Raw genomic sequence first — 19,492 nt, 5'->3', positions numbered from 1 at the left:
GGAAGCGCCGATCAAGTCACCGAGCGCGGGACGGGCTCACCGCGCGATGCGAGGGGTCAGTCGCGCGGGAACTCGTCGGTCTTGAGGACGAGACCGACCACCGTGTCCGAGAGGTCCAGCTCATCGCCGAAGGGGACGGTCGTCTCGGTGATGTAGTCGCCCTTCTTGGGGTTCGTGTAGACGTGGCACCTGCCCTGGTACGGGTCCGCGATCAGGTAGACGGGCACCTCGGCGGTGGCGTACGCCGTCTTCTTGGGACCGTAGTCGTTGGCCGCGGTCCCCTTGGAGATGACCTCGGCGACGAACTCCACGTCCTGGTGTCGCCACTGGCCCTTGGCGTCCTTGACGGCTTCTTCGGAGACGAGGGTCACGTCGGTGGAGAAGCCGTTGAGGTGGCCCGGATAGTCGATGCGGACGTCGGACTTCAGGCGCTTGCGGGGATGACGGGTGCGCAGCTGGTCGTAGATGGCTGCGATGATCTCCCAGTGAGTGTCCCGCTGCGGCGACATGTAGATGGCCCCCTCGACGATCTCTACCTTGAATCCCTCGGGGACGGGCATCTGCTCCAGCCACTCGAACATCGTGTCGAGCGTGAGTTCGTCGCCGTGCTCGGCCATCTCGATCCTGTCTTCAAGGACGGTCATCGTGGCGCTCCTCCCCGGCCGCCCCTGGAGCGAAGGCGGCCGCGCAGTACAACGATACGCACGGTGACCGGGACACGGGCGGCGCGCGACTCCCTTGTGGGGGCGTGTGCCGACCCCGCTCGTCACGGCAGCTCGTACGCTCCTCCGAGCCCCCACGCCTCGTGCATCGCGCTCGCGAAAGCCGCCGCGATCTTGTGTTCGCCGGAGGTGTTGGGATGGGTGCCGTCGTAGGTGTCCGCGTGGATGTCGTACGACGGGGGCGGGGACGCCAGGAGGAGCGGGGAGCGGGGTTCGTCGAGGTCGGCGGCCGTCTTGGCGAGGAGTTCGTTGAACCGGGAGACCTGGGCCGCGAAGGGGGCGTCGGACTCGGCGCGGACGTTCGGGGTGACCGGGAGGAGGACCATGCGGACGCGCGGGTTCGCGTCGCGGGCCGCCGTGACGAAGCGGCGGGTGTTCTCGGCGGTCTGCTCGGCGTTGGTGTAGAAGCCCAGGTCGATGAGGCCGAGGGAGACGAGGAGAACGTTCGCCCGGTGCTCGCGGACCGCGTCGGCGATCAGCGGGGCCATGTGGAGCCAGCCCTCGCCCCAGCCGGCGAGATGGGCGCGGGGGAAACGCGGGTCGGTGTCGGCGTACTCGTACGACGTCGGGGCGTCCGTCGCCTTGTCGTGGAGCGTCTCGCGCGGGCCGACGATCTTGAAGGGGCCGTCGTGTGTCGCGCACAGGTGCTGCCAGAAGCGGTAGCGCCATGTGTGTTCGCCCGCGCTCCCGATCGTCATGGAGTCGCCTACGGGCATGAACCTGAGCATTCGCACATCATGAACGATCGCTACCGGCTGGTAGGGCGTCTTGGGGCCGGGCCGCGCTGTGAACCTTGCCACGTGACGGCGTCGAGTGGGTGTTGAACATGGGGTGTGTTTCGGGATGTACCGAGGACGGGATCCCCGCCTACCGCGTCACCGTCGTCCTGACCGACCTCGAGCGCCGGGCGCACGCCGCGTACTGCCGCCACCCGGCCGTCCTCCCGGCCGACGGCGAGAAGGTGCCGGACTGGGCGCAGACCGGGGTGGAGGACCTGACCCTGCACGTGCCCGCCAGTTGACACGGGCTGACCGGACGGCCGAGGAGATTCACGGAGGGACTGCGGCTCTTCCGCGAGTCGGCGCCCGACATCGCGCTGCTCGACGTCATGCTGCCCGGCCTCGACGGGGTGTCCCTGGCGGCGCACATCCGGGCCGAGAGCGGGGTGCCGGTGCTGCTCATGTCGGCGCGCTGCGACCCCGTCGACGTCGTCCTGGGGCTGGAGGCCGGGGCCGACGACTACGTCACCAAGCCGTTCGAGAGAGGAGGAGGGTGAGGGTCGGCGGGGCGGCCGGAGACGCCGGTGAGGATGTCCAGGAGGGTGGACGGTTGGCGTGGGGGTTCGTCGGTGAGGAGCCGCGCGGCGTCGTGGAGGACGATCGTCAGCGGGGTGGAGCGGGCCACCGCGAACATGGCGTCCTCGAAGGTGTCCCAGTTGTGGCCGAAGTAGCCGGAGAAGCCGAGCGCCTCCGACCACTCGGCGAACACGTCGAGGGTCGTACGGCAACGGTCCCCGCGTACTCGTACGCCGACGGGGAGGGTGTGTCGCCCGGCTTCCACGGCCGTATCCACCGCACGGTCTCTCTCGTCTCGCTCACCCGCACAGCGAATCCACGCCATGTGACAGCGGCCCAACAGCCACATCACAACCACCGATCAGAGCCGGGTGTGCGCCGGCGCCCGTGCCCTCAGGGGCGGGGGGAACTGCGCGACCAGCCACGACGAACCAGCACCCGACCACGTACCAGTACCCCCACGGCGCTCCCCGCCCCCACCCAGCGGAGCGAGATGGCAGGCTTGGGACCATGCGCCGTCGACCCCTCCGCCTCCTCCGCCCTGTCCGCTCTCTCGGCCCGTTCCGCGCCGGCTTCGCCGGTCTCGCCGCGATCCTGCTCGCCGCCCTCCCGGCCGCGCCCGCGGTCGCCGACGACGACGGGTTCACGATGAAGGACACGCGGATCACCGAGTCGAGCGGCCTGGCCGCGTCGCGTCAGCACCCGGGGGTCTACTGGACCCACAACGACAGCGACGACGGGGCCTTCCTCTACGCCGTCGACAGCGAGACCGGCGAGACGGTCGCCACGGTCACCCTGACGGGCGTCGGCACCCCGCGCGACGTCGAGGCGATCTCGATGGGGCCGGACAACAGGCTCTACGTCGGCGACATCGGCGACAACCTCGGCGGCACCTGGGAGTACGTGTGGATCTATGAGCTGCCGGAGCCGAAGGAGCTGAAGGACCAGACGATCCGGGCCACCCAGTACGTCGTGAAGTACGCGGACGGGGCGCGGGACGCGGAGGCGCTGATGGTGCATCCGAAGACCGGGCGGGTCTACATCGCCGACAAGAACGAGGCGGGCGGATCGCTGTACGAGGGCCCGGCCGAGCTGTCCGCCTCCGGCACGAACGTCTTCGAGAAGGTCGCCGCCGTCCCCGATCTGGAGGTCACCGACGGCGCGTTCTCGCCCGACGGCAAGCAACTCGCCCTGCGCGCCTACTTCGGCGGCATCCTCTACGACTGGAACGACGGCAAGATCAAGAAGGCCGAGCGGCTGAGCGTGCCGTTGCAGCGGCAGGGGGAGTCGGTGACCTTCACCCCCGACGGATCGAAGATCATGTACGGCAGTGAGGGGTCCGGCAGTTCGGTCGTGACGCGGGACGTGCCCGGCGGCTCCGGGAGCGGCGGCGGCTCCGGCTCGTCCTCCTCCGACGAGGGCGGCTCCGGCACCACCCAGGCGGACGGCGACGGCACCAGTTCCACCTTCAAGGTCGGCGCCCTCGCCGTCGCCGGGGCCGTCGTGGTCGTATGGGGCTTCAAGCGGCTGCTGCGCCGGCCGTCCTGACGCCGATGCGGTTCCGTTCCCCGGGTGTGGCCGTGGCGGGAGACCATCGGTACCACGGACGGCGGCCGGAGCGCGGGCCGAACGAGGGGACCGGACAGGGGAGTTGGGGCATGGCGGCAGAGAACATCGACGAGGTCGTGGACGGGCTTGCCGGGGTCGTGCGGGAGGCCCGCCGCGCCGGTGACCGGGTCGGGTACTTCGCGGCCCTGTACCGGCAGGTGACCGTCGAGGTCCGCACGGCCATCCACGGGGGGCTGTTCGACGACGGCGCCCGCATGGACCGTTTCGACACGCACTTCGGCAACCGCTACTTCGACGCGTACGACGCCTGGCGCCGGGACCGGAGCGGGCCGCGGTGCTGGCGCGAGACGTTCGGGCTGCTCGACGACACCGACACCGTCATCGTCCAGCACCTGATCCTCGGCGTGAACGCGCACATCAACCTCGACCTGGCCGTCGCCGCCGCGCGGACCAGCCCGGGCGAGGCCATCCACGCGTTGCGGCGCGACTTTCTGCTGATCAACGACATCCTCGCGCGGGTGGCGCTGGAGGTGCAGGACTCGGTCGGCGCCCTGTCGCCGCTCATGTCGCTGCTGGACCAGATCGGAGCCCGCACCGACGAGCGGATCCTCGACTTCAGCGTGCGGCGGTCCCGCGAGGAGGCGTGGTACAACGCCGTCCTGCTCGCCGGCCAGAGCGAGGAGGAGCGCGAGGCCACCATCGAGCGGCTCGACATCCGGGCCGCCGTGCTCGCACGGCTGGTGGGGCGACCGGGCGGCCTCGTCCGGCCGGCCCTGCAGCTGATCCGGAGCACCGAGAGCGATGACGTGCCGGCCGTCATCGCCCACCTGGACAAGGCCGTGGCCCTGCGGAGCAGGCCCTAACCTTCCCCCTCACCCTCACCCTCGCCCTCGCCCTCACCACCCGCCAACCTCCCGAACCGCCTCGCCACGAGCACCTCCAGGCCGTCCAGGAGGCGCTGCAGCCCGAAGTCGAAGTGGTCGAAGTCCGCCTCCGTGGAGAAGGCGTCGTCGGAGAGGCCGGCGAGGAGGGGGTAGCGGCCGGACGCCATGAGTTCTTCGAGGACGGGTGCCTGGGCCTGCCAGAACTCCGTGTCGGTGAGGCCGGTCCGGTGCTCCGCCTCCTGCTGGTAGAGCCGGGTGCGGGCGGCGCCGACGACATAGCCGTCGACGGCGATGATCGCGGAGATCAGCTCGCGGTCGGTCAGGCCCATGGACTTGATGCGTGAGAGCACCTTCTCCATGCCGTCGAGGGCGCTCGGGCCGAGGATCGGGCGGGACTGGTTGACCTGGAGCAGCCAGGGGTGGCGCTGGTAGAGGGCGAGGGTCGCGTGGCCCAGGGCCTCCAGGGCCGAGCGCCAGCCGCCGTCGCCGAGGTCGGCGGGGTTCTCCGAGGGGCGCTGGACGCGGTCGAGCATCAGGTCCAGCAGTTCGGCCTTGCCGGGGATGTAGCGGTACAGGGACATGGTCCCGGTGCCGAGTTCGGTGGCGACGCGGCGCATGGAGAGGGCGTGGAGGCCCTCCGCGTCGGCGACCTGGACGGCCGCCTCCACGATGCGGTCCAGGGTGAGTCCCGGCTTGGGGCCGCGGCTGGGGCGCGGGCCGGTGTCCCACAGCAGTTGCAGGGTGCGGAGGATGTCGCCGCTGCCGCTCGTCTCCGTACCCGCTGCGGTGCCGGAGCCGGTGCCGCCTCCGGTGCCGCGGCCCCGAGCACCGCCCGCGCCGTCGCCCGTACCGTCCTTGCCCCTCGTCATGGGCCCGAGTGTAGATCCTCGCGAAAAAACTGGGTACGTCGTACGCGTAATCGGGTACGCTGTACTCAATTAAGGAGAAGGGGGAGCCATGAACGACGGGAACGGCACCGGAAGCGGTGGCGGTGACGGTGGTGGATACGCGGTGCGGGCGGAGGGCCTGCAGAAGCGGTACGGGGAGAAGCATGCGCTCGACGGCTTCGATCTCACCGTCCGCGAGGGCACGGTGCACGGCCTCCTCGGGCCGAACGGGGCGGGCAAGACCACGGCCGTACGCATCCTGTCCACGCTCCTGCGGCTGGACGGCGGCCGGGCGACGGTGGCCGGCCTCGACGTGGCCCGGAACCCGCGCGAGGTCCGGGCCAGGATCGGGCTCACCGGCCAGTACGCGGCGGTGGACGAGGTGTTGACGGGACGTCAGAACCTGGAGATGTTCGGGCGGTTGTTCCACCTCGGCGGGAAGGCGGCGAAGCTGCGCGCGACCGAGCTGCTCGACCAGTTCGACCTCAGCGACGCCGCCGACAAGGGCGTCGGCAAGTACAGCGGCGGGATGCGGCGCCGGCTCGACCTCGCCGCCTCGATGATCCTCGCCCCGGCCGTCCTCTTCCTCGACGAGCCGACGACCGGCCTCGACCCCCGCAGCCGGGGCGAAGTCTGGGAGTCTGTCAGGGAGTTGGTGGCGAGCGGCACGACCGTACTGCTCACCACGCAGTATCTGGAGGAGGCCGACAAGCTCGCCTCGCACATCACCGTCATCGACCAGGGGCGCGCCATCGCGGACGACACCCCGGACGGGCTGAAGAACCGGATCGGCGGTGACCGTATCGAGGTCGTGGTCGCCGAGCGGTCGGAGATCCCGCGCGTGGTGAAGGTCGTATCCCGGGTGTCGGACGGCGAACCCGAGGCGGACGAGGGGGAGTTGCGGGTGCAGGCGCCCGTCACCGACCGGGTCTCCGCCCTGACCGAGGTCGCCCGCACCCTCCAGGACGAGGGTGTGCGGGTCGAGGACATCGGGCTGCGCAGGCCGAGCCTCGACGACGTCTTCCTGCGTCTGACCGGACACCGTACCGAGTCCGCCGGGTCCGCCAAGTCCGCCGGTTCCGCGGAGAAGGAGGCCGTCGCATGACCGCCGTAGACCTGACCGTCCCGGCCACGCACGGCCGCCTGTACTGGGTTCTCGCCGACGTCTGGAACGTCGTCCGCCGCGGCCTGACCCACTACCAGCGCCAACCGGTCAACATCGCCTGGCAGCTGGGCTTCCCGATCCTGTCCGTCCTGCTCTACGGCTATGTCTTCGGCAGCGCGATGAAGGTGCCCGGCGGTGGGAACTACACGGACTTCCTGATGCCGGGCATGTTCGTGATGACGATGGCGTTCGGCTTCATCAACACCGCCACCCTCGTCGTCTACGACTCCACGAAGGGCGTCATCGACCGTTTCCGCTCCATGCCGATGGCCTCGTCCGCAGTGGTCGCGGGGCGCGGGATCACCGATCTGCTCGCCGCCTGTGCCGAGTTGGCGATCATGATGCTGACGGCCTTCGCGATGGGCTGGCGCCCGGACGGCGGCCTCGGCTTCCTCGGCGCCTTCGGTCTGCTGCTGTGGCTGCGGTTCGCGCTGATCTGGGTCGGGGTGTGGCTGGGCCTGCTGGTTCCCAACCCGGAGGCCGCCGGTGGCCTGTTCGCCGTAGCCTTCCCGCTCACGATGATCTCCAGCATCATGGTCGCCCCGCAGCTGATGCCCGACTGGCTGGGCTGGGTGGCGGCCTGGAACCCGATCTCCTCCACGGCGGCGGCCAGCCGCGAGCTGTTCGGGGTGCCGGGCACGGTGGTGGCCGGGGACTCCTGGGTCGAGCAGCACGCGCTGCTGATGGCGTGGGTGTGGCCGGTGATTCTGACGGCGATCTTCCTGCCACTCGCGGTACGGAGGTTCCAGAAGCTGAGCCGGTGACTCAGGTCGCCGACTCCGTGTGCCGAGGCGTCCGGTGTCACCCGGTGTACCAGGTGACGCCGGACGCCTTGACGTGTTCATGCGACCTGTCTTCCATGGGAGGTGCGGGTGATGGGAGCGCTCCCATCCGTTCCGGGCCCGCGCCTCCCGAGGAGGAAGCAGCGACATGTTCCGCAGCTTACGGAGAACCCTGGGCGCCCTGTGCGCGGCTGCCGCCGTGCTCGCGCTGCCCCTGACCGGCGGCGCGCGCCCGGCGGTCGCGGCCGTCGCATCGCAGGTCGGCGTGGCTCCCGCGTCGCAGGTCGGCGCAGCCGCCGCCGGCGCCGGTTACTGGCACACCGACGGCCGTCGGATCCTGGACGCGTCCGGCCAGTCGGTCCGTATCGCCGGCATCAACTGGTTCGGCTTCGAGACCGCCAACCACGTCACCCACGGCCTCTGGGCGCGCGACTACAAGAGCATGATCGACCAGATGAAGTCGCTGGGCTACAACACCATTCGGATGCCCTACAGCGACGACATCCTCAAGCCCGGCACCATGCCCGACAGTGTCAACTACTCCGACGGCAAAAACGCCGACCTGCAGGGTCTGACGTCCCTCCAGGTCCTGGACAAGATCGTCGCGTACGCCGGCCGGAGCGGGCTGAAGATCATCCTCGACCGGCACCGTCCGGACGCGGCGGGCCAGTCCGCCCTCTGGTACACGTCGGCCGTCCCCGAGACGACGTGGATCACCAACCTGAAGGCGCTGGCCACCCGTTACAAGGGCGACTCGACCGTCATCGGCATCGACCTCCACAACGAGCCCCACGACCCCGCCTGCTGGGGCTGCGGCGACACGGCGAGGGACTGGCACCTGGCCGCCCAGCGCGCCGGCAACGCGGTCCTCTCCGTCAACCCCGACCTGCTGATCCTCGTCGAGGGCGTCCAGACGTACAACGGCGTCTCGGGCTGGTGGGGCGGCAACCTGATGGGTGTGGCCCAGTACCCCGTGCGGCTGGATGTGGCGAACCGGGTGGTGTACTCGGCCCACGACTACGCCACGAGCGTCGCCCAGCAGAGCTGGTTCAGCGACCCGTCCTTCCCCGCCAACATGCCCGGCGTCTGGGACAGGTACTGGGGCTACATCTTCAAGCAGAACATCGCACCGGTGTGGGTCGGCGAGTTCGGTACGACGCTCCAGTCGACGATCGACCAGCGGTGGCTGTCGGCCCTGGTCACCTACCTGCGCTCGACCTCCACCCACGGCAACGACTCCTTGCACTGGACCTTCTGGTCCTGGAACCCCAACTCCGGTGACACGGGCGGCATCCTGAAGGACGACTGGCAGACGGTGGACACCGTCAAGGACGGCTACCTGACGAGCATCAAGGCCCCGGGCTTCCCGCCGGGCGGAGGCACCGACCCCGGTGACCCGGAAGATCCCGGTGACCCGGGCGGCGGGACCCCCGCCTGCACCGCCGCGTACACCGTCACCAGCGACTGGGGCGGCGGCTTCAACGCCGACGTCAAGGTCACCAACACCGGTACCACCGCGATCAGTTCCTGGAAGGTGACCTGGACCTGGCCCGGCTCCCAGCGGATCACCAACATCTGGAACGCGTCGCACACCCAGAGCGGACCGACGGTGACGGCGACGAACGCCGCCCACAACGGCACGGTACCCGCAGGCGGTTCAGCGACCTTCGGCTTCGGGGGCACGCCCGGGGGTGGTGCTGTGCCGAGGTTGAGCTGTACGGCGATCTGAGGCACGGGCCGTGAGGCAGGGGTGCCCGGTACGTCGCTCCGGGTGCCCCTGGACGCTCCGCAGCCGGGGCCACATCGGCACGTTGATCGTTCGTGCGGACGTCAGCCCTGGGTGAGGTGATCGAACTCCCCGGCCTTGACGCCCGCGAGCATGGCGGCGGTCTGGGCCAGGCGGGCCGAGCGACTGCGGTGGAGTGGGCGGGGGTTGACGTCGCTGCCCGATGAGGAGTGCTGGGGGGCGGGGGCCGGGGTGTCGGGCCGAGGTGCCCGACTGCGGGGCGTGGGGGAGCGCGCACCCGTTGCGTGAGGCCCTGCGCGAGGCGCGTGCCAGGGAAGACCGAACGGTTCGATGAGCTTCGGCTCCGGAGATCCGCCCGGGTGCTCGCGGGCCTCATCGTCGAAGGTGTATCCCGGATCGACGCAACTGCCCCTTCCTGTGAGGCGTTTGAGAGTAATCAATGAATCAGTTCGGTCAAATCTTGGTCGAATGTGTTCTTCTGCGGCGTGCTCTTCCGGAACCATGCGGCACGGGTCGCGTACCTCGCGGCCCGTGAACCCCCCTCATCGTTGCGAGAGAACTCCATGAGAAGAAGCGCAGCCGTGTTGAGCGGCGCCGTAGTCGTCCTGGCGGGGACGCTCACAGCCGTACCCGCCAACGCCAGCGCGTCGCAGTCCGCGAACACCGCCCAGGCCGCCGCCGCGAAGGTCGCCTGGAAGAAGTGCGCCACGGACCAGTACCCGACGCTCCAGTGCGCGTCGGTGAAGGTGCCGCTCGACTACGCGAAGCCGAACGGGAAGAAGATCACGCTGGCGCTGTCCCGCGTGCCGCACACCTCGAAGACGTACCAGGGCCCCCTGCTGGTGAACCCGGGCGGCCCCGGCGGCAGCGGTCTGACGCTGGCCGGCTTCGTCGCCTCCTCGCTGCCGAAGAAGGTAGCGGCGCAGTACGACGTCGTCGGCTTCGACCCGCGCGGCGTGGGCGCCAGCAAGCCCGCCCTGAACTGCAAGCCGGGTTACTTCAACCCCGTGCGCCCGGACTCCGTGCCCAGCACCGCCGCGATAGAGAAGGCGAATGTCGAGCGGGCCAAGGGCTTCGCCAAGGCCTGCGGCACGAAGTACAAGGACGTCCTGCCGCACATCAACACGATCAACGCCGTGAAGGACCTGGACTCGATCCGCAAGGCCCTCGGCGCGAAGAAGATCAACTACTTCGGCTACTCGTACGGCACCTACCTCGGCGCGGTCTACGCCAAGCTCTACCCGCAGCGCGTACGGCGCCTGGTGCTGGACTCGATCGTCGACCCGACGGGCGTCTGGTACGAGGACAACCTCGACCAGGACTACGCCTTCGACAAGCGCCACAAGGCGTTCATGAAGTGGGTCGCCAAGAACAACGCCACGTACAAGCTCGGCACCGACCCGAAGAAGATCGAGGCCAAGTGGTACGCCATGCGGGCCGCACTCGCCAAGAAGCCGGTCGGCGGCAAGGTGAAGGTGGGCGCCTCCGAGCTGGAGGACACCTTCCTCCCCGGCGGCTACTACAACGGCTACTGGCCCTTCCTCGCCGAGGCGTTCGCCGCCTACGTGGGCGACAAGAACGCCGACCCGCTCGTCGAGGCGTACCAGAACTTCGCCGCCGTCGACTCCTCCGGTGACAACGGCTACAGCATCTACACCTCGGTGCAGTGCCGTGACGCGTCCTGGCCGCGCGACTGGAAGAAGTGGACCAAGGACAACTGGGCGGTCTACAAGAAGGCGCCCTTCATGACCTGGAACAACGCCTGGTACAACGCGCCGTGCGCGTTCTGGCCGACCAAGTCGCTGAAGCCGGTGAACGTCGCCAACTCCAAGCTCCCGCCGGTGCTGCTGTTCCAGGCGACGGACGACGCGGCCACCCCGTACCAGGGCGGTGTCACCGTCCACAAGCTGCTCAAGAACTCCAGCCTGGTCGTCGAGCAGGGCGGCGGCAACCACGGCATCTCGCTGAGCGGCAACAGCTGCCTCGACAAGTACCTGGCGACGTACCTCACCAACGGCAAGGTGCCGCGCGGCAAGGGCAAGGTCGACGCCACCTGCAAGAAGCTGCCCGACCCGAAGCCGGCGGTCCCGCAGGAGGCTTCGGCCCAGTCGACGCTGAGCTCGACGCAGGGGCCGGCCGCGACCGGCGGTGAGACCCTGCACGACATCCTCGGCTACCGCGGCTGAGCACGCCTGTCTGAGCATCACCCCGTACGGCAATGAGGGGCGCCCGGCGATACGCCGGGCGCCCTTCACCGTACTTGGACCTCGGTCACGGCGTACCGGCCGAAGCGGGAGCGCAGTCGTTGCCAGATGGGCAGCTGTAGCTGCCGGGAAGCGTTCGGCGAGTTCCGCGAGTTCCGCGAGTTCCGCGAGTTCGGCGAGTTCGGTGTGTCCGGTACGACCGGAGCGTTCGGTAGGGCCGAGAGGGCGTCGGCCTTCGTGAGCCAGGCGTCGAACACGCCGCGGAACAGGGGGTGGGCCTGGGTGGTCGGTATGGAGCGCCTCACGGAAGCCACGACGTTCTCCTCGTCCTCGTAACTGGTTCTCGTACCTGCGAAGTTACTGAGAAATGGCTCGCTGATACCGTCCAATGGCATGCGGGAATCACAGACCAATCTGGCAGGGGACCTCCTGCTCAACCTGGGACGGACCGGCGACGGGCCGCTGCACGAGCGGGTGAAGCGGGCGTTGCGTGCGGCGATCAGGCAGGGGCGGATCGAGGTCGGTACGGCGCTGCCGCCCAGTCGGCAGCTCGCCGCCGACCTCGGCTGTTCGCGGTGGGCGGTGACCGAGGCGTACAGCCAGCTCGTCGCCGAGGGTTACTTGGAGGCTCGTACCGGATCGGCCACGCGGGTGCGGTGGTCGAACGAATCCGAGGTCGACTCCCGGCGGCCCGCGCCGCACCAGGCTCCCGTGGTCCGTTTCGACCTCGCACCGGGCCTGCCGGACCTGCGGGCGTTTCCGCGCCGACGGTGGGCCGACGCGGTTCGCGCGCAGGCGACGACCATGGCGTTCACGGAGTTCGGCTACCCGCCGCCCGGCGGTCACCCCCGGCTGAGGAGGCTGCTCGCCGAGCATCTGGGCCGTTCCCGCGGGGTCTCCGCGGCCCCGCATGACGTGACGGTGTGCACGAGCGTGACCGACGGAGTACGCCGTATCTGCCACGCCCTGCGGGCCCACGGCATCACCGCCGTGGGGTGCGAGGAGCCGGGCTGGACACGGCTACGCGAAGTGGTCGGCGCAGCCGGCCTCGACACGGTGCCCATCCGCACGGACGCCGGCGGTCTGCGCACCGACGACCTGGCCCGGCACCCGGGCCTCCGAGCCGTGCTGACGACGCCGGCGCACCAGTTCCCCCTCGGTACCGTGCTCGTCCCCGAGCGCCGCGCCGCACTTTTGCGCTGGGCGCGCGAAGTGGACGGCGTCGTCCTGGAGGACGACTACGACGCGGAGTTCCGCTACGACCGGCGTCCGGTGGCGACCGTTCAGGGCATGGACCCGTCCCGGGTCGTGTTGTTCAAGTCGCTCAGCAAGATGCTGTCCCCGGCGCTCGGCATCGGCTGGATCGTGGCACCGCCCCGCTGGACCGATCACCTCCACCACACCGACCAGGCGGCGACCCAGCCCTCCACCCTCGACCAGCTCGCCTTCGCCGCACTGCTGGAATCGGGCGCGTACGACCGCCACCTCCGCGCCTGCCGGCAGCGGTACCGCAACCGCCGCGACACCCTCGTCCAGGCCCTCGCCGATCAACTGCCCGACGCCTCGGTCTCCGGCATCGCCGCCGGTCTCCATCTGATCCTCCGGCTGCCCGCGACCGTGGACACCGCGGCCGTCGTCAACGCCGCGGCCTCCCGTTCCCTGCGCGTCGCCGACCTCGCCGCCTACCACTCCACCGGCCACCGCGCCGACCACGGCCTCGTCCTCGGATACGGCAACCTCGCCGACAGCATGGTGAAGGAGGCGGTCCGCCATCTCCGCGAGGCGATCGAGCTCTCCGGCGACCACTGAAAATACGTCGTTGCCGCTGTTGCACGCGAAGGGCGCCCGGCGGTGGTCGCCGGGCGCCCTTCGGTGTCGTACGAAAGTCACTGTCGTACGGGACTCACTGTCGTACGGGAGTGATCAGAGCTTCTCGATCACGTAGTCGACGCACTTCGTCAGCGCCTCGACGTCCGCCGGGGCGATCGCCGGGAACATGGCGACGCGGAGCTGGTTGCGGCCGAGCTTGCGGTAGGGCTCGGTGTCGACGATGCCGTTGGCGCGCAGGACCTTGGCGACGGCGGCGGCGTCGATCTCGTCCGCGAAGTCGATCGTGCCGATGACCTGCGAGCGCTTGGCCGGGTCGGAGACGAACGGGGTCGCGTACTTGCTCTCCTCGGCCCAGGTGTAGAGGCGGGTCGAGGAGTCCTTCGTCCGGGCCGTGGACCAGGCCAGGCCGCCCTGGCCGTTGATCCACTCCAGCTGCTGGTTCAGCAGGAAGAGCGTGGCGAGGGCCGGGGTGTTGTACGTCTGGTTCTTGCGGGAGTTGTCGATCGCCGTGGGGAGGCTGAAGAACTCCGGGATGTGGCGGCCGGAGGCGTGGATCCGCTCGGCGCGCTCGATGGCAGCCGGGGAGAAGACGCCGATCCAGAGGCCGCCGTCGGAGGCGAAGGACTTCTGCGGGGCGAAGTAGTAGACGTCGGTCTCGGTGATGTCGACGGGGAGGCCGCCGGCGCCGGACGTGGCGTCGACCAGGACGAGGGAGCCCTCGTCGGCGCCCTGGACGCGGGCCAGGGGGGCCGCGACGCCCGTCGAGGTCTCGTTGTGGGTGAAGGCGTAGACGTCGACGCCCGCCTCGGCGACCGGCTCCGGGTGCGTGCCGGCGTCGGAGGAGACGACCGTCGGCTCGGCCAGCCAGGGGGCGAGCTTCGCGGCCTTGGCGAACTTCGAGCTGAACTCACCGAAGGTGAGGTGCTGGCTCTTGTTCTCGATCAGGCCGTGGGTCGCGATGTCCCAGAACGCGGTGGAGCCGCCGTTGCCGAGGATGACCTCGTAGCCCTCGGGGAGGGAGAACAGCTCGCTGATGCCCTCGCGGACCTGGCCGACCAGGTTCTTCACCGGGGCCTGGCGGTGGGAGGTGCCGAGCAGGGAGGTACCGGTCGCGGCCAGCGCGTCCAGCGCCTCCGTCCGCACCTTGGAGGGGCCCGCGCCGAAACGTCCGTCGGCGGGCTTGATGTCAGCGGGGATCTGGATATCAGCCACGACCGCGAGCCTATCGGCTCCACGAAACGCGGGCGAAACGTCGTCCGTCGGGTGAGACGGGGCTGCGCCCCTGGGCCGGGTGCCTCATAGCTCGGGAGTTCGGGTTGGTTGGCGGGTGCGGGTGGGTGGGGGTTGTTCGCGCAGTTCCCCGCGCCCCTGAAAGACCAGGCCCTGCGGGCCTGAAAAGCACGGGGCGCAGCCCCTGCTTTTCAGGGGTGCGGGGAACTGCGCGACCAGCCCCCACCGGAGGCGCGGCTGGGGGTCGAAGGGGCACCGCCCCTGGTGGGGCACCTCCCGCTCGAGCGAAGCCGAGAGTGGGGGAGGGACGGGTAGGGGCGGCGGGGGCGATGACGCCGCGCTCAAGCCCCGCGCGCCGGCCCCGGCGTGAACCGCACCGGCAGTTCCACCCACCCCCGCAGCCAAGGCGACGCCCGGCGCCTCAGGGACCTTGCCGGGACGGCGAGGTCCAGGTCGGGGAGGCGGTCCAGGACGACTTCTATACCCGTTCGGGCGATGACCTCGGCCGTTTCCTGGGCCGGGAAGGGGCAGCGGTGGGAGCCGTGGCCGAAGGAGAAGTGGGCGTTGTTGCCGCCGGTGAGGGCGGAGCCGGCGGTGCGGACGCGGGGGTCGGAGTTGGCGCCCTGGAGGCCGAGGAGGACCAGGTCGCCGGCGCGGAGCACGCGGCCGCCGAGCCGGGTGTCACGGGTGGTCCAGCGGCCGGCCGCGTTCTGGATGGGGGCGTCCTCCCACAGCACTTCGTTCATGGCCTCGGCCACACTGCTGCGGCCACCGAAGAGCGACGCCGCGAAACGGTCGTCCGTCAGCATCAGATGCAGGGAGTTGCCGATCCAGTCGGTGGTCGGCTGGTGGCCCACCGCCAGCATCACCATCACATCGTGGGTGACCTCGTCCACCGTGACCTCGTACGCCGGCGCCTTCGCGAGGAGCCGGGAGACCACGTCGTCCCCGGGCCGCCGCAGCCGCTCCGCCACCATCGCGGCCACCGCCGTCCGTAGATACCTCTCGGCCGGCATCGCCCGGTCCTGGCCGTCGAGGATGTCGTTCAACGCCGTCACCAGCCCCGGCCCCTGCTCGTCCCGGAACCCGAAGAGGAAAGCGAGCACCCGTACGGGCAGCAGCGCCGCGTACTGCGCCACCAGGTCCGCCGCGCCCACCCCGCACACCACGTCGATCAGCTCGTCCGCGAAGCGCTCGGCGTGACCCCGCAGTTCGAGCGGGTCGACCGCCTCCAGCGCCTCCCCGATGAGCGCGGCGCGCTGCCGGTGCCGTTCGCCGACCGTGCCGAGGACCGACGGCTGCTCCCGGCTGATCACGGGGAGCAGCGGCCAGTCGGCGGGGATGTTCGGCCACTGGTTCCACAGCTGGGGGTCCCGGCTGAACAGCTCCGGATCACTCGTCACCTGGTGCAGCTCGCGATACCCGAGTACCAGCCACGCCGGTACGCCCCCGTCCAGCAGCACGGGCACCACCTCGCCGTACTCCCGCCGCAACTCCCGGTACAGGGCGCCGGGTTCGGACCGGAAGCGGGCACCGAAGAGGGGCACGGGCTCGGACCCGGGCAGGGGCTCGGGCATGGGCTCGGACACGGGCATGGGCACCGGCTCCGACGCAGGCATGGATGCGGGGACGGATACGGGCATGGATATGGGCATGGATACGGGGACGGAGTGGCCCCCGCCGCTGCCGTTCTCAGAGGTTGCGAAGTCCAACTAGCACCTGCTCCAGAATGTCCAGATCGATCAGCTCGGCCTTGTGCGGATGCCGGGCGCTGACCCGGCCCGCCGTGAGGAGGTCGGAGAGCAGGACCTTGGTGATGCTCACCGGCAGCCGCAGCTTGGCGGCGATCTCCACCACCGCCGTCGGCCGCTCCGTCAGCCGCAGGATCGTCACATGCTCCGACTGCATGCCCGGCACCGGCTGGCTCTCCGCGACCACCAGGGTCACCAGGTCGAACGGCGTCCCGGGCGCGGACCGGCTGCGCCCCCCGGTGAGGGTGTACAGCCGGTCGGGCCGATCGTCCCTGCCGGGCCGGCTCATGACGTACGGGGCCCCAGAGCCGTAGCCGCGGTCGTCGTCGTACCCGTCGTGGTAGTCGTATCCGTCGTGGTAGTCGTACGCGTCGTACCCGTCGTACTCGCCGTAGTCGCAGTGCCTGAAGCATGCGGCGTGGTCGCCCCGCCGGGCCCGCCCGGCCTGCTCGCCCCGTCCGCCCCGCTCGACGTGTGCGGCGCGCGGCGCGGTTTCGCGCTCAGGTGTTCGCCGAGCTGCTCGACCAGCTCGCTCATGTTGTGTCCGACGAGCCCGGCGTCCGCCTCCTCGTCCGTCACCACGGCCAGATGCGCGCCCTCGCCCGCCTCCACGATGAAGAGGACCCCGCCGTAGAACTCCGCCATCGCCGACCGCACGCCACCGCTGCCGTCGCCGAACTCCACGGACGCCCCGTGCGACAGCGACTGGATGCCGGCGGCGATCGCGGCGAGCTGGTCGGCCTGGTCGACGGAGAGTTCCGGCGTACGGCACAGCTTCAGGCCGTCCCGGGAGAGGACGAGCGCGTGCCGGGCGCCCGGAGTGCGTTCCAGCAACCCCTCCATGAGCCAGGTGAGCCTGTCGTCGGCGGTGGTGCCGGTGCCGGTCATGGGGTGTCGTCGCCTTCCGGGTGGGGGTGCGTGCGCGGGTCGGGGGTCCAGGGGGTGGGGCCCCACTCCCCGGACGGGTCCGGGGTGGGGTCAGGGTCCGGCTGCGGGTAGGAGGGGGTGTGAGCGGTGCCGTCGTCCGGGGCGGGGCGTGTGTCCCGTACGGGTTCCCACGCGAGTTCCCGTACCGGGTCGAGCTCCCACTTCGCCTCCCCCACGGGGTCGGGCGCCCACGCCGGCTCTCTGACGGCCTCCGCTTCCCACGCCGGCGCGATCGCCGCTTCCGGCTCCCACGCGAGTCCCCGCGCGGGTTCGGGGTCCCATCCGGTCTGCCATCCGGTCTCCTGTACGGCCTCCGGCTCCGGCTCAGGCTCCGCCTCCCGCTGGGGCCCGGGTTCCCACGCCGATCCCCCTACGGCACCCCACTCGGGCTCCCGGACCGGCTCCAGCTCGGGCTGCCGTCCGACCTCTTCGGGCAGCGCGGCACCCCGTACGGGCTCCGGGGCGGTCTCCCGTCGGGGTTCCAGAGCGGCCTCCCGTACGGGTTCGAGGGCGGCCTCCTGGGCGGGCGCCCCGGCGGCCGGGTTCGGGTTCCCGGTGGCCTCGGTGACCCCGGGGGCTGCCGCCGTCCGCATCCCCGTGGTGTCCTCGTCCCCCGCGGCCGTCCCCTGGACGAACGCCTGGTCCAGGCCGCCCGTGCCGCGTACCGCCCGGCGGAAGCTGCTGAAGCGGACGGCCCCGGTGCTGGCGTCCTCGGCGGGGCTGGAGGTCCGCTGCGCGCGGGCGGAGGCGTCGGCGGCGCGGGCGCGGGCCTCCGCACCGGCGAGGGACTGGCCACGCCGGCGCCGGGGGAGGGCGTCGGGGGCGGAGGACGTCCCGTCGGCGGAGAGCGGAGAGCCGAACTCGGAGCCGGCGCCGGAGCCGAGTCGGGGGTCGGGCTCGGAGCCGAATTCAGAGCTGAACGACGAGGTGAAGGAGGAGCTGAAGGAGGGGTCGAAGGAGGGAGCGGGCGAAGGGGTGGGCGAGGGGTCGAACGAGGGGGCGTACGGGGAGCCGAAGGCCGGCGCGCCCGTCGGGGCCTCCGGCGGGGTCGAACTCTCCGTCCTGAAGCCGGACAGGGAGTCGATCAAGGCGTCGGCCACGGGGTCCGCCACCGGCGCGGCCGGCGCGTCCGTCGGGGACTCGTGCGTGGGCGTCGGCTCGGTGTCCAGGTCGTGCGGGGCCCGTGCGGCGGCGTAGGGACGTGACCGGTCGGCCCCGTCGTGGGCGGCGGGCGCCGCGGACGGGAGCGTGCTCGCGAGGACGTCCTGGGGGATGAGCATGAGCACGCCCGTGCCGCCACGGGCGGACGGCCGGAAGGAGATCTTCAGGCCGTGCTTGCGGGCGAGACGGCCGACGACGGCGAGGCCGAGGCGGGTGCCGGAGAGGCTCGTGAGGTCGGCGGACTCGCCCGACACCGCGCGTTCGGCGCGCCGGAGCTGGACGTCGCCCATGACGAGCCCGGAGTCCTCGACGGAGATGATCGCGCCGGCCGGGACCTCCTCGACGTACACATGGACCTCGGCGGTCGGCGGCGAGAAGTTCGCCGCGTTGTCGAGGAGTTCGGCGAGCGCGTGCATGACGCCCTCGGCGGCGTGGCCGGCGACGGCGGCCTCGCTGGAGGAGTGCAGCCGGACCCGGCGGTAGGCGCCGATGCGGCCCATCGCGCCGCGCAGGATCGACTCCATGGGGATCGGCCGCGCCCAGCGGCGGCCCGAGCGCGCGCCCGCAAGCACGGCGATGGAGTCGGCGAGACGGCCCGCCTGGGCGGTGCGGTGGTCGAGGTGGAGGAGGTCGGCGAGGACGTCCTCGTCGGCGTGACGTTCCTCCATGGCGCGCAGATCGGCGAGCGTGCCGGTGGCGAGGGCCTGCATCCGTCCGGCGACGTTGGCGGTGACGGCGAGGAGGGCGGCGTGGTCGGCCGCGGCCCGCTCGGCGCGTTCGGTGAGGCGGGCCCGCTCCTGGGCGGTCTCCTGCGCCGTACGGTCCCGCTCGCCGGACAGCCGTTCGCGCTCGCGCTCGGCCTCCGTGGTCAGCCGCGCCCGTTCCCGCGCGAACTCGGCCGCGATCCGCGCCCGCTCCTGCACGAACTCCTCGGTCAGCCGGACCCGTTCCTGACCGTACTCCTCGGCCGTCCGGGCGCGCTCCTGGAGCAGCAGGCCGGCGTCCCGGGACACGGCGTTCAGCCGGTGGCGCAGCAGCTTCGCCGACACGCGCGCGTGGACGGCGATCGTGACGGCGACCGTGAGCAGCAGCCCGGCCGCGCCGGCGCCGCCCGCCAGGGGCAGCCGTACGGCCTGCGGAGACAGCGCGACCGAGGTGCCGACGACGGCCGCGGCGAGCACGCCGGTCACCAGGGAGAACGGCAGGACGGAGCGCAGAGTGGGGCGTTCGCCTGGTGAGTGTGGGGGGCTGGGCGCGGTCATCGGCTGGTGTCCTCGGTCGGTTCTGAACTCGGTAACACAGTCGGTTCCTGGAGTCGGTAACTCGGTCGGTCCCTGA

General features: G+C 71.0%; 17 protein-coding genes and 2 pseudogenes. 9 read left to right on the top strand and 10 right to left on the bottom strand.

Annotated elements, in window-relative coordinates; all coding sequences use genetic code 11:
• Positions 1–56 precede the first annotated feature (56 nt).
• Positions 57–644: a Uma2 family endonuclease gene (locus tag ACWD26_RS17970; RefSeq protein ID WP_451271072.1), complete on the bottom strand. Its 588-nt coding sequence runs from the start codon at positions 642–644 to the stop codon at positions 57–59.
• Between the two features lie 122 nt (positions 645–766).
• Positions 767–1,450, bottom strand: a complete 684-nt coding sequence (locus ACWD26_RS17965) for a GDSL-type esterase/lipase family protein (protein ID WP_451271070.1) — start codon at positions 1,448–1,450, stop codon at positions 767–769.
• A gap of 98 nt (positions 1,451–1,548) precedes the next feature.
• Here ACWD26_RS17965 and ACWD26_RS17960 point away from each other — a divergent pair, with 98 nt between their 5' ends.
• Together ACWD26_RS17960 and ACWD26_RS17955 are read left to right on the top strand one after the other, a co-directional pair.
• A complete protein-coding gene (locus ACWD26_RS17960; RefSeq protein ID WP_451271068.1) occupies positions 1,549–1,743 on the top strand; it encodes a hypothetical protein in 195 nt (64 codons plus the stop codon).
• Between the two features lie 33 nt (positions 1,744–1,776).
• A pseudogene (locus tag ACWD26_RS17955) lies at positions 1,777–1,983 on the top strand (response regulator); the annotation flags it as partial.
• On the opposite strand, the gene ACWD26_RS17950 reads toward ACWD26_RS17955, so the two are convergent.
• The gene (locus ACWD26_RS17950; protein ID WP_451271066.1) at positions 1,962–2,342 is read right to left on the bottom strand and encodes a barstar family protein; all 381 of its coding nucleotides are present in this window, start codon (positions 2,340–2,342) and stop codon (positions 1,962–1,964) included. The pseudogene ACWD26_RS17955 and the gene ACWD26_RS17950 overlap by 22 nt on opposite strands.
• Before the next feature lie 185 nt (positions 2,343–2,527).
• Between ACWD26_RS17950 and ACWD26_RS17945 the strand changes: the two genes are divergently transcribed.
• Both ACWD26_RS17945 and ACWD26_RS17940 read left to right on the top strand, forming a co-directional pair.
• Positions 2,528–3,565 carry a WD40 repeat domain-containing protein gene (locus ACWD26_RS17945; protein WP_451271064.1) on the top strand — a complete coding sequence of 346 codons (1,038 nt, stop codon included), beginning with the start codon at positions 2,528–2,530 and terminating at the stop codon, positions 3,563–3,565.
• Between the two features lie 110 nt (positions 3,566–3,675).
• Positions 3,676–4,449 carry a DUF5995 family protein gene (locus ACWD26_RS17940; RefSeq protein WP_451271062.1) on the top strand — a complete coding sequence of 258 codons (774 nt, stop codon included), beginning with the start codon at positions 3,676–3,678 and terminating at the stop codon, positions 4,447–4,449.
• On the opposite strand, the gene ACWD26_RS17935 is transcribed toward ACWD26_RS17940, so the two are convergent.
• On the bottom strand, positions 4,446–5,339 hold the full coding sequence (locus ACWD26_RS17935) for a TetR/AcrR family transcriptional regulator (RefSeq protein WP_451271060.1): 894 nt from the start codon (positions 5,337–5,339) through the stop codon (positions 4,446–4,448). The two genes, ACWD26_RS17940 and ACWD26_RS17935, sit on opposite strands and share 4 nt — an antisense overlap.
• An 88-nt stretch (positions 5,340–5,427) precedes the next feature.
• Between ACWD26_RS17935 and ACWD26_RS17930 the strand changes: the two genes are divergently transcribed.
• From ACWD26_RS17930 to ACWD26_RS17915, 4 genes are all read left to right on the top strand, one after another.
• Positions 5,428–6,462, top strand: a complete 1,035-nt coding sequence (locus ACWD26_RS17930) for an ATP-binding cassette domain-containing protein (RefSeq protein ID WP_451271058.1) — start codon at positions 5,428–5,430, stop codon at positions 6,460–6,462.
• A complete protein-coding gene (locus ACWD26_RS17925; protein WP_451271056.1) occupies positions 6,459–7,286 on the top strand; it encodes an ABC transporter permease in 828 nt (275 codons plus the stop codon). Before ACWD26_RS17930 ends, ACWD26_RS17925 begins: the two co-directional genes overlap by 4 nt.
• A 166-nt stretch (positions 7,287–7,452) precedes the next feature.
• Positions 7,453–9,033 (top strand): cellulase family glycosylhydrolase, encoded by a 1,581-nt coding sequence (locus ACWD26_RS17920; RefSeq protein ID WP_451271054.1) that lies wholly within the window; start codon positions 7,453–7,455, stop codon positions 9,031–9,033.
• A gap of 581 nt (positions 9,034–9,614) precedes the next feature.
• Positions 9,615–11,237: an alpha/beta hydrolase gene (locus tag ACWD26_RS17915; protein WP_451271052.1), complete on the top strand. Its 1,623-nt coding sequence runs from the start codon at positions 9,615–9,617 to the stop codon at positions 11,235–11,237.
• Positions 11,238–11,302: 65 nt separating this feature from the next.
• On the opposite strand, the gene ACWD26_RS17910 is transcribed toward ACWD26_RS17915, so the two are convergent.
• Positions 11,303–11,569 (bottom strand): hypothetical protein, encoded by a 267-nt coding sequence (locus ACWD26_RS17910; protein ID WP_451271050.1) that lies wholly within the window; start codon positions 11,567–11,569, stop codon positions 11,303–11,305.
• A 79-nt stretch (positions 11,570–11,648) separates the two neighbouring features.
• On the opposite strand from ACWD26_RS17910, the gene pdxR reads away from it, so the two are divergent.
• The gene (pdxR, locus tag ACWD26_RS17905; protein ID WP_451271048.1) at positions 11,649–13,064 is read left to right on the top strand and encodes a MocR-like pyridoxine biosynthesis transcription factor PdxR; all 1,416 of its coding nucleotides are present in this window, start codon (positions 11,649–11,651) and stop codon (positions 13,062–13,064) included.
• Between the two features lie 114 nt (positions 13,065–13,178).
• Here pdxR and serC read toward each other — a convergent pair whose 3' ends face one another.
• From serC to ACWD26_RS17880, 5 genes and pseudogenes are all read right to left on the bottom strand, one after another.
• Positions 13,179–14,297 carry a phosphoserine transaminase gene (serC, locus tag ACWD26_RS17900; RefSeq protein WP_451271047.1) on the bottom strand — a complete coding sequence of 373 codons (1,119 nt, stop codon included), beginning with the start codon at positions 14,295–14,297 and terminating at the stop codon, positions 13,179–13,181.
• Positions 14,298–14,656: 359 nt separating this feature from the next.
• Positions 14,657–15,910, bottom strand: coding sequence for a cytochrome P450 (locus ACWD26_RS17895; RefSeq protein WP_451271045.1), 1,254 nt, complete (start codon positions 15,908–15,910; stop codon positions 14,657–14,659).
• 97 nt (positions 15,911–16,007) lie between these two features.
• Positions 16,008–16,355, bottom strand: coding sequence for a DUF742 domain-containing protein (locus ACWD26_RS17890; protein WP_451271043.1), 348 nt, complete (start codon positions 16,353–16,355; stop codon positions 16,008–16,010).
• Positions 16,356–16,552: 197 nt separating this feature from the next.
• Positions 16,553–16,954: pseudogene (locus ACWD26_RS17885) on the bottom strand (roadblock/LC7 domain-containing protein); the annotation flags it as partial.
• Positions 16,951–19,416 carry an ATP-binding protein gene (locus ACWD26_RS17880; protein WP_451271041.1) on the bottom strand — a complete coding sequence of 822 codons (2,466 nt, stop codon included), beginning with the start codon at positions 19,414–19,416 and terminating at the stop codon, positions 16,951–16,953. The gene ACWD26_RS17880 and the pseudogene ACWD26_RS17885, both read right to left, overlap by 4 nt.
• Between the last annotated feature and the right edge of the window lie 76 nt (positions 19,417–19,492).

This window comes from Streptomyces sp. NPDC002787, assembly GCF_053592095.1.
Note: the sequence above shows the minus strand (reverse complement) of the source record. Positions and strands in the feature narration are given on the sequence as shown.